We start from the raw sequence: 16174 nt of genomic DNA, 5'->3' as shown, positions 1-16174 counted from the left end.
GATATCCTAGAACATCCCTGACGCTCGTTTGCGGCTTTCTAATGCAAACAAAAGCTCACCCCATGTTTTATAACGCCGCTTTACTCTTTTCAACAATTCACACAAAAGATGTGCGGTTGTAACCGCATCCCCCAAGGCTGTATGGCGACCATGGACAGGAATCCCGAAGTCAACTGCATACGCCTCAAGGTCTTTTCCCTGTTTAAATAACCCAAGGATTTGTAGTAAGTCCATCGTATCTAGACTTTTCGGTTTACAACAGCCAAAACCAGATAGCTTTAATTCCCTCTCGATAACTTGTAAATCAAAAGCAAGACAGTGTGCCACCAGTGCACAGCAGCGATTTTTCTCTACATACAGAAAGAAGCTTTGGATGCCTTCCAGTGCAACAGGGGCATCCTTTACTTTTTCTTCCGTAATACCCGTTAACTCTTTAATAAGATCCGGTATATCCCTTTGCGGATTAATATACGTCTGAAAAGAAATATCCGTCACTTCCAGATGATTGACAAAGACAGCCCCTATCTCAAGCAGTCGATCTTTCGACGTAATCTGAAAACCTGTAGTCTCTGTATCAAAAACAATGAACGACAAACGTTCCACTGGGGTTAACAGTGGAATGTCATCGTCGAGTTCATAGGTATATTGTTTCTTTTTCCAAAACATGGGCCGTACCTCCTTTAAAGGCCAAATTCTATTAGCATATGACCTTGTAAAGAACGCATAGTCTTTAATGCACTGACTAATTCTTCCTTATCCCTATTCTTTAATTGGTTGAATGGAACCACGGAATTACTTTCTTCGTTGCGACGGAAGCGACCCCACGCATGCTCTACTCGGACACGCATGACACTTGCATATGCCGTCAATATATCATCGGCAAACTCGTTGGTCATGACTTGTTTATCCACAAGCTGACGAATCCTTTGCGTTGGTGTCCCATCAATAATCCCGTATTTCAGTGAAAGAATCTGAATCGCATGGTGAAATTGGAATAATACTTCCTTTTTTAGGTCAAGATTTTTCTTTTCGAAACCAAAGAGTGAACGAATCGGTGCTCCAACTTGACTTACGGGGTTGAGCTTTTCTAACTCTGCCATGCGGTATAAAAAGATACTGGACCTGGAAAGCTGTTGCTTTATGGTATGCAGAAATTCTTCATAAAGTGGCTGATCGCCATATACAAAGCGATACGAGAAGAAGTTGTTCGCAACCATAATCTTCTCATTCGTTGAACGTAGCATCCAGCTTCTTAGGCGCTCTTCCCATTTCGAAAGGCTGCCTCTCCAAATCGGGTTATTGGACATCATATCACCCTTACAACGATGATACCCTGCCATCTCTAGAAACTTAACGATTTCTTCACCAAGGAACGAGAAATACCACTCCGCTTGCTCGTTCTGTGCTTCCGCTTGTGGATCTCCTTGCATTTCATCGATTTCTTGGTAGACGAGGAAATGATCTTGATCGGTTAGGATAAATTGTTCCCTTCGACCACCGCTACCCATCTGAAACCAACAAAACGGCACTAGCGGCTTTCCGTGACCTTGTTTATCCAATGATTCAATCGCTAAATCAATACAATGTTTGACTAATCGGTCGAACAGATTCGTAATCGTCTCCAGTATATGAGTTACAGGAATCCCGTCGTTAATCAACGAGTTTAGCACATCGTAAATAGCATCTTTCACATCTAGTAGATTCGTTTCGTTAGAGTCTTCAATCGTCTGTAATATCTTTACTGTGCCGCGATTTTTCCTGCGGAACAAGTCTGATAAGGTAACGAGACCCACGATTTTATTATTCTCTACCACTGGTAAGTGTTTCACATTTTCCGTTAGAAATAGTGACAATGCTTCATAATAGTACGCATATTTAGAGATTGTGCACGGTTTATGCGTCATAATACTTGTAATCGGTTTGTCAAGATTCCCACCAGTAGCAATCATTCTACTGACCAGGTCCTTTTCTGTCACAATTCCCGTCAACTCTCCGTCATCCATGATAATCACTGAGCTAACTCGATTGTCTACCATGGTTTTAGCTACGTCACGAATCGTTTTCTGTTGTTCGATTGTCAACACGGGATGACTCATGAAATCCATAACTCGACGTGTGAAGGTCTCACTTTCACCCCACTGCTTCGCAAGCTGGGCGAATTCTGCCAATGAACCATACACGTCCTTCAGACGCACGGCCATCTTGCGCATTAGATAATCTCTAACTGATTCCTCTGCCCAACGAATTTCCAGTACTGAAAACGGTATTTTCAAACACGTCGATTCTTCTACAGCCCTTACCCCAACGTTATTATAGGAATGGTGGTGATGGCTTTCCCCTAAGAAATCAGCAATACATGACAAGCCGAATACATCATTAGCATGAACAACCTCTATGACATCTTCCTTTTCATTCGTGCCGTGTTCCACATAAACCTCTACCATGCCTTGCATAAGCAGTACGATACCATCGCGCGGCGTCTTGGCATGAAAAATCTTCTCTGCCCTAGTATACATGCGCACTTCACAATACTGTAATAACAGGCGTAACTGTTCCAGGGAAACTCCCTGGAACAGTGGATGCTTGAATAATGCTTCATAATTTACGCTTTTATTCGGATTAGCGTGCTGGTTCATCTAACCACACTTCCCCATCTTTGAACGTCATTTGCTCTGGGTAACGTAGATCCATAACTTCCTCTTGTAATTTTTGTGCTGGCGCTGGTGTCATCATAGATACTACATACATTACGATTAAGCTAATTGGTGCACCTACTAACCCTGCTCCCGTATCTGCAATTCCGAACAATCGTACACCGAAATTTTTCGCTAATATAATATACGTCGCGCTGATTAAAAGTCCTGTTAGCATTCCAGCAATAGCGCCCTGTGCGTTTGCGCGTTTCCACCACACTCCTAGGAATAAGACTGGGAAGAAACCTGCTGAGGCCAACGAGAATGCCCAAGCAACGATTTGCGTGATAACTCCTGGTGGATCTAGGGCAACGATACCCGCTACTACCGTAGCAACAGCAATCGATAATCGGGCAATTAACAAACGCTTCTGCTCACTTGCCTTCGGATTGATGAGTCGATAGTAGATGTCATGGGCAAAGGAAGACGATATAGCAATTAGTAAGCCTCCAGCAGTAGATAATGCTGCTGCCATCGCTCCTGCTGCAACTAGACCGATTACGAATACCCCTAATTCTGCAATCTCTGGAGTTGCCATAACAACGATATCATTACTCATCTTAATTTCAGTCCATTGTAGAATGCCATCGGCATTTAAATCTGCAAGTTTTAATTTTCCAGTGTCAATCCAAGCTTTCGTCCAACCAGGTAGTTCCGTAAACGCTTTTCCTGCTACCTGTGTCATTAAGATAAATCTAGAGAACGCTGCATATGCTGGAGCTGTTAGGTACAGCATACAGATGAACATGAGTGCCCAAGCACCACTCCAACGAGCTGCCTTCATTGTTGAAACTGTGTAAAAACGTACAATGACGTGTGGCAGTGCAGCCGTACCCGCCATTAAGCAAAACATAAGTGCAATGAACTGCATCTTACTAGAGGATGCGAACGGAACGAAGAATTCTGTAATCCCGAGATCACGGTCAAGTTCACCGATTTTCCCGACGACTTGCCCATAACTCATCCATGGTAATGGATTTCCTGTGATTTGTAGCGACATGAAGATTACTGGAATTAGATACGCAACAATCAAAACTATAAATTGCGCTACCTGTGTCCAAGTGATACCCTTCATTCCACCAAATGTTGCATATATCGTGATAATGACAACACCAATCATCGTTCCAACCATAGTATCAATTTCAAACAATCGGCCAAGTACAACCCCTGCGCCAGAAAGCTGACCTACAATATAGATGAAGCTGATGACCATTGTCCCAAGCGCTGCAATCAAACGCGCCGTATGGCTGTCAAAGCGGTCACCGATAAATTCTGGCACTGTATAACGGCCATATTTGCGAAGTTGTGGTGCTAATAAGAATGTTAATAATAGATAACCACCGGTCCAACCCATTATATACGCTAGACCATCATATCCCATAATCATTACCGTTCCTGCCATACCAATAAAGGAAGCAGCACTCATCCAGTCACCTGCAATCGCCATACCGTTCCAAATCGGCGGTACCCCACGACTTGCTACATAAAAATCCGAAGTTTGTTTTGCTCGATTAAATATTGCAATTCCTATATATAGTGCAAATGATGCTACGATAAGTCCGACACTCGTAATAAATTGCATATCCATATTGCTTCCTCCTTTTCTATTGAAAACAATCGCTAATAATTTGCGTTCCTAATTTGCGTTCCAACGTTAACTTCATTGTTATTTAGTGGTCAATTGCCTTGCCACTCCCGAGTCTTTCATTCGCTTCTTCGTCGATTCCAAATTCTCTATCCACCTGATCACTTCGCACTGCATTGACGAACAGTAACACTACGAAAACAAGTAATGAACCTTGTGCGCCCATGAAATAATGGAACGGCATCCCATTGATTGTGTACTTAGATAGCGGTTCAGCGAACATTACAACTCCAAACGATACGACAAACCAGATTGTGAGGTATACGACAATGTGTGTAACCCTTTTGCGATAGTACGCGTCTGCAACTTCTTTATCGATTTTTCTCATAAAACTTCACCCTTTCTTAGATATTCATTTCTAACGTAAGTTGAAAATCAATTGTACTGTGTCCAAAAAACCCATGGGTACCATTGCTATTAGGACAACCACATAAAGGAAAATTGCAAAAAATGGAACTGTGAGTAACAATGGTTTCTTCATGCGTATGGTAAAGATGACACTTAGTAACGTTACTGCTAGAAAAAGATATACGATAATCATCGCCTCCCATATAATCAATCTTGCATTTTATAATTGTATTTGAAACACATTCGCTTTTCTGTTTCTGTATTATAACAATACGATATTAATTGCTTTTTGTGTTAAAAATCGTCCGAATGGTAGAAATCGATGTGTGAAATGCAAAAAACCAGGTTTCAATGGCGGGTCTTACAAGCCACCATGATAACCTGGTTTTCGTATCGCATGTTCTATTCTCTTAATCACCAATGCTTTATTTCTCTAATTTTTGGAACACATCCTTAGCTGACGAGCGACTCACAGGAATCTTTACTTCTTCTAAGCCTTTAAGAATAATATTGTACGTGCCATTAAACCATGTCTCTACTTCTTTAATGTAATCTAGGTTGACTAGATAACTCCGGTGCGAACGGACAAAATTGTATCCCACAAGCTTATCTTCTAAATCCTGTAGGGAGAGTTTTGTTTGGATTGTGCGGCTATCAGTGCAGATTAGAGTAAAACGATCTTCCTTCACTGCGTACAATATAGATTCAGGTTTGATTACTACTAACTTGTCGCCTTCCTCAATTAGTAGATTCGATATCTTCTTTTCTTGTAATGGTGATGCTTGATGGATGAGTTGGGATTTTTGCTCTATCAATTTACGTACTCTGTTAATAGATTCTTGCAACCGTTTATGTTCATAGGGTTTCAGTAAATAATCAATGGCATGGACTCTGAATGCCTGAATCGCATAATCCTCATAGGCTGTCGTAAAGACAATCCACGGCGGGTTATCTTCTTTCATCAAATGTTTCGCAACCTCCGTGCCTTCCATTTCTGGCATCTCTATGTCAAGGAATACCAATTCTGGCTTGTGTTGTTGATATAGTTCTAAGAATTGTTTTCCATTACAAGCGCTAGCTAAGAGAACTATGTCCTTTTCTTGCTGTAACAGGTATTCCAGTTCATCTCTTGCTAATACTTCATCCTCAGCAATCATTACTCGTAGCCCCATTTACAAGCCCCTCTCTTCGTTCAAATTCGGAAGATAAAACTTAATCTCGCAACCAGCCTCTGGTAGATTCCTAATTCGTAGCTGTGCATTCTCACCTAAAAGTGCCATTAAGCGTTGGTTGACATTAAACACTCCTATGCCAGTACCTTTTTTACTTGCCATTTGCTGTTTCGCTAGACTGTGTAATCGATCTTCTGGAATTCCCGTTCCGTTATCGCTAACAATCACTCGAAGACCATTCTCCTCTGTTTTTTCGATGGAAATCATTACTTTTCCACCCGTTGCCTTCTTCTTCAAGCCGTGTTGGATGCTATTCTCTAACAAAGGCTGAATCGTAGCAGGAGGAATTTTATAATAGGTGAGATTGTCTTCAATCAGTAAATCTATCGTTAGCTGCTCCGAAAAACGAACCTCTACAATTTTAATATATGATTCTAGTAAAACTAATTCTTGTTCTAATGACACAAGCGGAGATGACATAAGCTTTAAGTTCAAACGCATAAAATTTGCTAAATGAACCATCACCGCACGTGCTTGATCTGGGTTGATGCGAATTAGCGTTACTATAGTATTTAATGTGTTAAATAAAAAATGTGGGTTAATCTGCGCTTGCAACGAGCGAACCTCAGTGTCCTTTAATAACACCCGTAGTTTCTCTGTTTCTAATAATCCTAGCTGGTAAGATATCAACTTCCCTAGACCTTCAGCAAACACTATTTCCACCGAGCGTATATGCTTTGTTTCTCTAAAATACAACAAGATGAGTCCCGCGACATGTGTACTACGGCTAAAAGGAATGATTAGTGCCGAGAAACCATTCCCCTTTCGTACCACTTGTAAAGTACCTGTCGATACTGCTTGTGAGACTTCCCGTTCCTCAAATAATGTCTCGATTTTATGTTCTTTCAGGAAATCATTCGTTTGAAATAGAATCTTCTCCGTATCCGTTACGACCACCGCCACTGCGCGAAACTCTTTGAGAAACATTTGCGCGATTGACTGGGCTGTTTTCGGTGTAAGTCCTTCTTTCAAGTAACCTAATACTTGCTCGGAAATTGTAAACGCTTTCCCGGTTTCTACTGCTACACCTAACTCTTTCTCATTGAGGGTTGTCCGAATCATCATTGTTAGAATGATAATCGCTAGACTATTGGTAATTACCATCGGGACCGCTATAAGAGTAACAGCATCAATTGAAAACTCGAAAGGACGAACCAGCACAGTGATCAAGATCATATAAATACATGTAGATAATATCCCTAGGTACGTAGCCCTTGCTGTATGGATGATATGATTACTAACAATGAATCGATACGTGTAACTAGCAACAAACCCTGTAATCAATACGGCCAGTCCAGATGCAATACCAGCCGTTGTATCAAACCACATTAAATGAACACCGGCAATGATAGCAGACCCTATCCCAACCATAGGCCCACCCAATAATGCAGCAAATATTACGCTTACAATCGTCACAGGAGCAAGGATTTGCCCATCTGTAATACGGGGTAGCCAAAATGCCGAAACAAGCTGCTCTTCCGTTATCACCGTACCAGCGTACGTACCAATCATTCCAAATAAGCCAAAAATCATCGTATAATACACATACGTAGTTCGCTGTGCCTCATAATCTAGTAAATATCGGAAATGTGGGGCCTTCATGATTAAGAATGCAATAATTAACAATATCCCAATACGTTCTAACAAAGAAATCAGGACTTCTAGCATCATAAAGCGCCCCTTCCCCTTCCCCTCAAAAAAATGATAAACCCGTTCTTAGCCATGTGTTGCATCAATTATACTATGTTACGTGTCTAAAACCAAACAAAAAAGGAACGCACGAGTGAAGTGCATCCCCTTGCGTTCCTGATTTTTTACTTACGTGCGCGCCATATATGTCGCATCAATTCAATAACCTCTATGACAATCTGGATATACCCAACCGCTCCCCCCGCACTCCCTTTACCAAAGGCTGACGCGGTTTCAGAGATTGTTGAACCAATGGCATTTATCGATTCACTCGTTCCATTGATATTGTCTAATATATCTGGTACTGCATCCAGTGAACGATCAATATTGTGTCTATGATTCTCTAGAAATATTTGAACTTCTTTCAAGATTTTATTCAAACGCCATAAAACAGTAATTAGATAGACTCCAGCTACAACTAAAATCGAAAACAGAAGAAAATATGCTACATCTATAAATGAGATTGTTATTGTCATATAAGACCTCTACTCATTGGCCGTTTGTGCTTTTTTCTTCGTTGTTACCGTTTGGTCTTCTTGCTCAATCGCTGTAGCTACCTCGCAACATGCTTCATTCTTAAGAGCTGTTATCTTTTCTTTTTGTTCTTCGACAAATTGTAAAATTTTAGCTTTGGAATCCTCTAAGGTCTCTTTGGTAATCTCTACGCTTTCTTTTGCTTTCGCTGCAATTTGTTCGCGAGTTTCTTTCCCCGATTTTGGTGCAAAGAGAACCCCAATCACAGTTCCTATAGCCAAACCTACACTCGCGCCGATTGTAAGGTTCTTACACGCCTCTTTACGTTTTTCACGAATTCTGTTTTCTTTACTAAGTAATAAGAGATCTCTAATAGACATCTTAATTCCTCCCCATATTTTGTTTTCCTTATATTTCTATTATTATGGGAGAGAGCAGGGGTGTCAAATGATAAGATGCATTTCTACATGCTTATCACCGATATCCTTACTTTTTAATTTTCACAGGTTTGCAAAGATTCTTTTCCTTGTGCGCTGTTCTGCCACATTTCTTGCATACATACTTCGGTTCCTTGATGAGCTCTACATAGTCGTCAAAACATTTTTTCAAACAGTCATCTTTACACAGTTTACACAATACCTTGTTGTCAATTTTATCTCCCATACTATCGCCCCATTTCTATATTTTCTGACTCACTTACGTGCTGATTCTATAATTCATGACGCTCGACTTCAAATCGATACATGACGATTACTTCTGACTCCCCAATCCCTGCCTTTTCCCTCGCAATTGCTACTTGCTCAGCTACCTCATCAATCCCCGCTAAGTTCGGCAATAGCAGTCCCCGTCTACCCTTCGATTCTACGATTACGCCATACTTCTTTACATCTAATTGTGATAAAGACTCAATTCTTTCACTTGGATGCAAAATATCAACTTTTACTTCTAAATGTTCTAATTCCTGAATACGAATTGGCACAAACCTTGGGTCTTCAGTCGCTGCTGCAATCGCATTACGGATAATCTCGGATGCTAAATTCTCCGTCGTTGCTTGAATCGTACCGATACAACCACGCAATTGACCGTGCTTATGAATTGATACAAAGACTCCCGCTTGTTCCTGCTCCAGCCTAGAAACTGTTGTACTTTCTCGATATTCACTCCATTGTAATTCTTGTTGATCCCACACATACTTCTCAATCGCTGCCCTTGCTAAACGAATATACTCATCCTGTATTTCTATTGGTTGGTTTCTCATTCCATGCAATTGACGCTCGATTGATTGTAGCAGACTATTCGCCTCTTGATGTAATGGTATCATAATTGCATTCATATAGCCTACTCCAAATGGGCCTTCATAAGAAATTAGTTTTGTTTCAAGCTTTGTTCCTTCAAACGCCCCCACGGCCATAATAATTGATTCCATAGCACAGGTTGCTGCTGACTCTGCAACGTTTTCTGGAATTGTAAATAGTTCCTCATACTTGCCATCGCGAAATATGCGCACGAGCATCTCATCGAACTGTGGTCCTTCGGGTTCATATCCATAGGGACCGTCTTCTTTTAATGTATGAGACAAGTCACCACTTGCCATTATCAGAGTAGATATGTCTGTTGCTTCGATGGCATCCCGTAAACGGATACCTATCTGGTATAATTCCTTGGCATGTAGCTTCCCGATACTGATATGGACTATCTCATACTCTTGGTATTCTTGGTTAATATAATATAGCGGTACGAGACATCCATGATCTAGCTCCATACTAGCTTGATATTGCCGGGCAAGGGTTTCATTCATCATTACTAGAGGAACATCAGCATCCGCTAACTCTCTCTCGATAGCATGCAATAGTGGTTGATTGACTCGTTTCTCCATTGATACGTTAGCTCGTCCAAAGTTACCAAAGTTCCCTTTTAATTGTTCTGCCTCTAGAATGCATATCCCATCGGCAAACACATTTCCATGGGGCGTGATACAAACGATTACCTTTGGCTGTAATTCTTTTATATGTCTAGCGATTTGTTGTAAACCATCAATCGTTTTCTGTGCTGTTATCTCATTTCCTTGACCAATCTCTGGCACGATAATCGGTGGGTGTGGAACAATCACCGCTCCTAAGAAATTGCTGATTGAACGATCTGTTCTGTTGTTTAACATATGCCTCACTCCTCCATAAAACCTTAGTATACATTGCCAAGATGCACATATTTCAACTGTTGTTTCGCCATATCTTGCATCCGATACATAAAATCGACATCAGTAGCTTGCTCATGGTATTGATACTGTGGGAAATACCTGGATAGATGCAACGGGATATTCGGATTGACTTCTGCAATCCAGTCCACAAGCTCACGTAACTCTTCCTCTTGATCATTCATATTAGTAACGATTAATGTCGTGATTTCTACATGGCACATTTGCGCTGCAAGCATAATCGTCCGCTTTACTGGCTCTAGTAAACCACCACAAATCGTTTGATAATTTTCATTACGAAATGTTTTCAAATCGACATTCATTGCATCAATATACGGTAGTAATTGTATCAATGGTTCTTCCTCTAAATATCCATTGGTCACTAGGATGTTTTTAATGTCTTCTTGATGGGCCAGAGTCGCAGTATCATACACGAACTCATAAAAAGTAGATGGCTCATTATAGGTAAAAGAAATCGATGGTGTCTGATAAAGCTTTGCTAATTGAACGATATCATGCGGTGTGTAGTCCTCTGTCGTCCCTGCAAAATCTTTGGCATGAGCGATATGATGGTTTTGGCAAAAGCTGCAAGTAAAGTTGCAGCCTATACTGCCAATGGATAAGGTCCTAGTCCCAGGCATAAAATGATAGAGCGGTTTCTTCTCCATCAGATCAATCTGAATCGCAGCCACCTTCCCATAGTTCAATGCCATGAGCTTACCTTGTAGATTCTGTTTTACTTGGCATTTCCCAATCTCGGATTCCTTGAGATTACAGTGATGGGGACAAAGGGTACATGTTACTCGGTCGCCTTTTTGAATATAATATCGCGCTTCCTTCATTTCCATACACCTCACGTTGTAGTTCTATTTCCTAAGAAATCGTATAGACATGTATATGTCTAGATTATATGACTAGTATGTACCTACAGCAAGTTTCCTACAGCATTCGATAGAAAGTTCGTATAGGAACAATTTTTTTTAAAACTTCAATTGACTAAAAAAGGAAAATCACTACGCAATGGAGAAAGTAGTACAAACCAATCAAATCATTGTAGGAGGCATCTGTTTATGAATGTGGTCATGTTTTCTCCCCACTTCCCTAAGAATTTTCAAAATTTCTGTTTGCGATTGAAAGCACACGGAGCTAATGTTTTTGGCATTGCCGATGTATCCTCCGAACTGCTAGAACCGTCTTTACAACAATCTTTTACGGAATATTTTCAAGTCAGTGATTTGCACAACTATGATGAAATCTTGCGAATTTGTGGCTACATTACCTACAAGTACGGAAAAATCGACAGAATTGAATCGCATAATGAATACTGGCTGGAGCAAGATGCCGATCTTCGTACTGATTTTAACGTCCCGGGCATTAAAGCGGATGATATTGCTTATTATAAAAAGAAGTCATTAATGAAAGAACTTTTCAGAAAAGCTAAAGTCCCTCATGCAAAAGGTAAAGTCGTCGAGACAATCGAAGATGCCCAAGCATTCATTGAAGAAGTCGACTATCCCGTTGTCGTCAAACCTGATATCGGAGTTGGGGCTGCTAATACGTATCGATTAGACAATAGCGAGCAACTTGTACAGTTCTTCGCTACTAAGGATAGCCGCGAGTATATTATGGAAGAATTCATCGAAGGTGGTATTTGCTCTTTTGATGGATTGGTGGACCAGGATGGAAACTTAGTATTCTATACCGGACATCAATATAGCCAAGGGATTATGGAAACGGTAAACGAAGATCGACACGTATCCTACTATTCGTACCGTGATCTACCAGAAGATTTAAAGACTTTGGGACTACGGTTACTTAAAAGTTTTAAAGTCCGTGAACGCTTTTTCCACTTTGAATTCTTTCGTACGCCTAAATCCAAACTACTCGTATTGGAAGTGAATATGCGACCTCCTGGTGGTCTAACTATGGATATGTTTAATTACGCTTGCGACATTGATTTATATGATGTGTGGACGAGAATGCTCACGAATCAATTGGATGGGTTGGATTATGAGCGCAAATATCACTGCTGCTACATTGGGCGAAAATTTAAACATTCGTATCGTTATTCCCATGAAAACATCTTAGAACACTATGGTTCAAAGATTGCTTATCATGAACCAATCAACTCTATTTTTGGTGCTGCATTAGGAGATTACGGTTATCTTGTAAGATCAGAATCGCTTGAAGAATTACAGGAAGTTGTGAATTACATCCAAGATACGACGGATGATCACTAGGAGGTAGGAAATGAACGTAGAATACCATAAGTTATATAGTCATAGTTTGGGTCAAGACATGGAATTCAAAGTCTATGGTCATGCTGGCAAGCCAGTGATTGTGTTTCCGTCGTCTGGTGGACGATTTTACGAATATGAAGACTTCGGCATGGTAGAAGCGTGCAAAGACTTTATTAATGCTGGCGCTATTCAAATCTTTGCGGTCGATAGTGTCGATTCGCAGTCATGGCTGAATGAAAGCATTGATCCAACCCAACGTGCAATCCGACATAACGACTATGATGTTTACATCACTAAAGAATTCGTGCCTTACGTGCGCGCAAAAAACTCTTTTGCAGGGAAGCTTCTTGCTACTGGATGTAGTATGGGGGGCTATCATAGCGCTAACTTCTTTTTTAGACATCCTGACATTTTCGATACGTTAATTGCCCTAAGTGGCGTGTATAAATTAAATTTTGCTGTCGGCGATTATATGGACGAGAATGTCTATTTCAACTCTCCACTTGCCTACTTACCTAACTTAAATGACCCACACTATTTAAAGCAGTATTCAGAGAGTTGTATCGTTATAGCTGCTGGCCAAGGGAAGTGGGAAGAAGAAATATTAGAAGATACCTATGCCCTGAAATCAATTCTTGAGGCGAAAAATATCTTTGCATGGGTCGATATTTGGGGATATGACGTGGACCACGATTGGCCGTGGTGGAGAAAGATGATGCCTTACTTCCTGAACCATAGTAAATTACATTGTAAAACGATACTATAAAAGAACCTGGAAGTAAAATAATAAAACGAATTAGAAAAAGCGAAAAGCCCCAAGATGTGGGGCTTTAATTTTTGTTTGCAAACTTATTGATTGTTAGCCTTTTATAAGCTAACCCTTTATTGCGTGTGCCATCTTTTTGTCTAATTCATCGATATGATCAACAAACAACTCGACCATCATGAGTTTTAAATCATCAACAAACTCTTCCGTGACACCATTTTCTTTCAAATCCTTGTTAAATTTGTTAATTTGTTTTAGGAAATGCGTATGGGCTGCTTTATGTGCCTCATAGTCTTCGTAATGATGCTGTTTCATTAGCATTTCTTCGTTGTTAAAATGCTCAAATACATAATTCACCAAGTATTTGAAGGTCTTTATAACCTCTTCCTGGTCTACATTGTCAGTTGTTAAATGAAATACGACATCTGCTTTTCTAAAAATTTCCTTATGCTGCTCGTCAATCAACTGATTCCCAGTTGCCAACTCTTCAGTCCAAGTGAACATAGAACCATCCTCCTGCTCCAGATGTGTCTATTATACCATTGACTAAGCTTATCTAGAACATAATTTTTGAGTTATCCCCAAATTATTTTTATCATACAGAAGCTTATGCATGTGGTTGTTCGGGTTGGCTTTGATGAAAATACTGAATCATATCATCAATGTCGGTAATTGGTGACTGACATGACTGGTTTTCGCATATATATGCCGTAGCTTTGCCAGCAATTGCATCTTTTCCTAGGATAAAAGGGGCTATTTTATCAATAGGCGTTTTTGCATCTTGTTGTTCTGGTCGGAATAAAATCACAGCATCAGGCAAAAAGCTGGAACGCAATGTATCAAGCATTCTTAAAGTGTCTATATCTTCTTGTTTGCCAACAATCACTATTTCACGAGTATCACCCAACGCAAATTGGATTGCTAGTAAGAAGAATGAATACGCCCGTGGGTACTCATTGATGGTGCCTGCAAAACTTTCAATAATCTGTTCTGCTCGTTTCTCTAGTTCCTGATTTCCTGTCAACCGTGCTAAACGAATCGTATTAAAAGCAATAACAGAGTTCCCAGCAGGAATCGCTCCATCATAAATCTCCTTAGGACGAGTCAATAATTGCTCCCCATCCGTTCCGTAGAAGAAATATCCGCCATCCTTATCATCCCAGAATAACTGATCAGTCTGTTGTTGAAGTTGCAATGCCATCTCCAAATATTTCGCATCAAAAGTTGCTTGATACTGTTCAATAAGCCCCCAAGTCATAAATGCATAGTCGTCTAAGTACGCTAGGAACTTAGCTTCCCCATCACGATAGCGCGCTAATAAACGTCCATCCTCGCGTCGCAAGTTGTTCATAATGAATTGAATCGCTTTTTCTGCCGTTTCTTTATAAATTGGGCGTTTCAAGACTTGTGCCCCTTTTGCAAATGCGGCAATCATAAGTCCATTCCAAGCTGTTAAAATTTTGTCGTCTTTATGCGGATGAACGCGCTTTTGTCGATGCTCTAACAACTTACTTCTTGAAATTTCTAAACGCTCTTCTAGTTTCTCAATGGTAATTCCATATTCATGGGCAATTCTAACAAAGGATGCACGAATCAGATTCGGTATACTATAATTTTCAAAGTTTGAACAATCCGATATGTCATAGGCTTTACAATATAGCTGCCCTTCTTCTTGTCCTAAAACTTCTAAGACTTCTTGCGGTTTCCATACATAGAACTTCCCTTCGACGCCTTCTGAATCGGCATCTTCCGCCGAGTAAAAGCTCCCTTCGGGATGCGTCATGTCACGTAATACATAGGTGAAAATCTCTTCCGCCACACGGGCAAATTCCTCTCGCTGGGTCGCTTGATAGGCCTCTAAATATGTGTACGCCATTAGAGCGTTGTCATAAAGCATTTTTTCGAAATGCGGTACCAGCCACTCCTGGTCCGTGGAATATCTTGAAAAACCAAATCCAATATGATCGTAAATTCCTCCGCGATACATTGAATCTAACGTCTTCTCAACCATTTTTAGTGCATCCTCTGAGCCTGTTTGTTTCCAATAACGCAGTAGGAACATAAGATTGTGAGGGGTAAGGAACTTCGGTGCACCACCGAAACCACCGAACATTTCATCATAGTCTGCCGCAAATTGCTTATACGCACGGGTAATCGTCCGTTCTTCAGCAGTTCCTGGTTCAAATTCTGTGAATCTAGGCTGAATCGCAGTCGTCATTTGCTCACTGGCTTCTAACACTTGTTCATGATTGTTCTGCCATTTCTCGTTAATTTGATTCAATACTTCCATGAATCCAGGTCTACCCCACTTCGTTTCAGTCGGGAAGTATGTTCCTATGTAAAACGGTTTCTTATCATGCGTCATAAAGACAGTCAACGGCCATCCGCCGTGTCCAGTCATCGCTTGACATGCGGTCATATAAATATGATCGACATCTGGTCTTTCTTCTCGGTCGACTTTAACCGATATAAAGTGCTCATTCAAAATTGCCGCTACTTGTTCACTCTCAAAGCTTTCCTTTTCCATGACGTGGCACCAATGGCAAGTCGAATAGCCTATGCTTAAGAATATAGGTTTATTTTGTTGTTTTGCCGTTTCAAATGCTTCTTCAGACCATGCAAACCAATCTACAGGATTATGGGCATGCTGAAGTAAATAGGGAGATTTTTCTTTTGCTAATCTATTTTGTTTCCCATGATTATGAATCAAAGCTTACACCACCTAATTAAAAGTTACTTTCGCCTTTATTGTTTCCGATTTCAAGTTATATCCATGCAAAAGTTTACTTTTTCAATTATGCAATATATGTAATTTTATCAGATATAAAAAACTATAAATATTCACATGGGATTTTGCCCGTTCTTCGTAATATCCACGATTACCCATACCATT

At 40.5% G+C, this 16174-nt stretch carries 15 protein-coding genes; 2 read left to right on the top strand and 13 right to left on the bottom strand.

What is annotated here, in order from left to right; all coding sequences use genetic code 11:
• Positions 1 to 6: 6 nt before the first annotated feature.
• The 11 genes from BHU72_RS10900 to amrS all read right to left on the bottom strand — a co-directional run bounded on the left by BHU72_RS10900 (position 7) and on the right by amrS (position 11117).
• Positions 7 to 666, bottom strand: a complete 660-nt coding sequence (locus BHU72_RS10900; protein WP_069702652.1) for a 3'-5' exonuclease — start codon at positions 664 to 666, stop codon at positions 7 to 9.
• A gap of 14 nt (positions 667 to 680) precedes the next feature.
• Positions 681 to 2636 (bottom strand): DUF294 nucleotidyltransferase-like domain-containing protein, encoded by a 1956-nt coding sequence (locus tag BHU72_RS10895; protein ID WP_069702651.1) that lies wholly within the window; start codon positions 2634 to 2636, stop codon positions 681 to 683.
• Positions 2620 to 4281, bottom strand: a complete 1662-nt coding sequence (locus BHU72_RS10890; protein WP_069702650.1) for a sodium:solute symporter family protein — start codon at positions 4279 to 4281, stop codon at positions 2620 to 2622. Before BHU72_RS10890 ends, BHU72_RS10895 begins: the two co-directional genes overlap by 17 nt.
• Positions 4282 to 4363: 82 nt before the next feature.
• Positions 4364 to 4666: a DUF4212 domain-containing protein gene (locus BHU72_RS10885; RefSeq protein WP_069702649.1), complete on the bottom strand. Its 303-nt coding sequence runs from the start codon at positions 4664 to 4666 to the stop codon at positions 4364 to 4366.
• 445 nt (positions 4667 to 5111) lie between these two features.
• On the bottom strand, positions 5112 to 5858 hold the full coding sequence (locus tag BHU72_RS10875) for a LytR/AlgR family response regulator transcription factor (RefSeq protein WP_069702647.1): 747 nt from the start codon (positions 5856 to 5858) through the stop codon (positions 5112 to 5114).
• Positions 5859 to 7589 (bottom strand): LytS/YhcK type 5TM receptor domain-containing protein, encoded by a 1731-nt coding sequence (locus tag BHU72_RS10870; RefSeq protein ID WP_083248404.1) that lies wholly within the window; start codon positions 7587 to 7589, stop codon positions 5859 to 5861.
• 143 nt (positions 7590 to 7732) lie between these two features.
• A complete protein-coding gene (locus BHU72_RS10865; RefSeq protein ID WP_069702646.1) occupies positions 7733 to 8083 on the bottom strand; it encodes a hypothetical protein in 351 nt (116 codons plus the stop codon).
• A 9-nt stretch (positions 8084 to 8092) separates the two neighbouring features.
• The gene (locus BHU72_RS10860) at positions 8093 to 8461 is read right to left on the bottom strand and encodes a YtxH domain-containing protein (protein WP_069702645.1); all 369 of its coding nucleotides are present in this window, start codon (positions 8459 to 8461) and stop codon (positions 8093 to 8095) included.
• 106 nt (positions 8462 to 8567) lie between these two features.
• Positions 8568 to 8744 carry a hypothetical protein gene (locus tag BHU72_RS15900; protein WP_176720463.1) on the bottom strand — a complete coding sequence of 59 codons (177 nt, stop codon included), beginning with the start codon at positions 8742 to 8744 and terminating at the stop codon, positions 8568 to 8570.
• Positions 8745 to 8790: 46 nt separating this feature from the next.
• Positions 8791 to 10239, bottom strand: a complete 1449-nt coding sequence (gene amrA, locus BHU72_RS10855; RefSeq protein WP_069702644.1) for an AmmeMemoRadiSam system protein A — start codon at positions 10237 to 10239, stop codon at positions 8791 to 8793.
• A 23-nt stretch (positions 10240 to 10262) separates the two neighbouring features.
• Entirely contained in the window at positions 10263 to 11117 is an 855-nt protein-coding gene (gene amrS, locus BHU72_RS10850; RefSeq protein ID WP_069702643.1) for an AmmeMemoRadiSam system radical SAM enzyme, read from the bottom strand.
• Between the two features lie 228 nt (positions 11118 to 11345).
• On the opposite strand from amrS, the gene BHU72_RS10845 reads away from it, so the two are divergent.
• Entirely contained in the window at positions 11346 to 12515 is a 1170-nt protein-coding gene (locus BHU72_RS10845) for an ATP-grasp domain-containing protein (RefSeq protein WP_069702642.1), read from the top strand.
• Between the two features lie 10 nt (positions 12516 to 12525).
• The gene (locus BHU72_RS10840; protein WP_069702641.1) at positions 12526 to 13281 is read left to right on the top strand and encodes an esterase family protein; all 756 of its coding nucleotides are present in this window, start codon (positions 12526 to 12528) and stop codon (positions 13279 to 13281) included.
• 108 nt (positions 13282 to 13389) lie between these two features.
• Here BHU72_RS10840 and BHU72_RS10835 read toward each other — a convergent pair whose 3' ends face one another.
• Positions 13390 to 13785 (bottom strand): bacteriohemerythrin, encoded by a 396-nt coding sequence (locus BHU72_RS10835; RefSeq protein WP_069702640.1) that lies wholly within the window; start codon positions 13783 to 13785, stop codon positions 13390 to 13392.
• A 103-nt stretch (positions 13786 to 13888) separates the two neighbouring features.
• A complete protein-coding gene (locus BHU72_RS10830) occupies positions 13889 to 15988 on the bottom strand; it encodes a thioredoxin domain-containing protein (protein ID WP_069702764.1) in 2100 nt (699 codons plus the stop codon).
• Positions 15989 to 16174: the final 186 nt, after the last annotated feature.

This window comes from Desulfuribacillus stibiiarsenatis (assembly GCF_001742305.1).
GTDB lineage: Bacteria > Bacillota > Bacilli > Desulfuribacillales > Desulfuribacillaceae > Desulfuribacillus_A > Desulfuribacillus_A stibiiarsenatis.
Note: the sequence above shows the minus strand (reverse complement) of the source record. Positions and strands in the feature narration are given on the sequence as shown.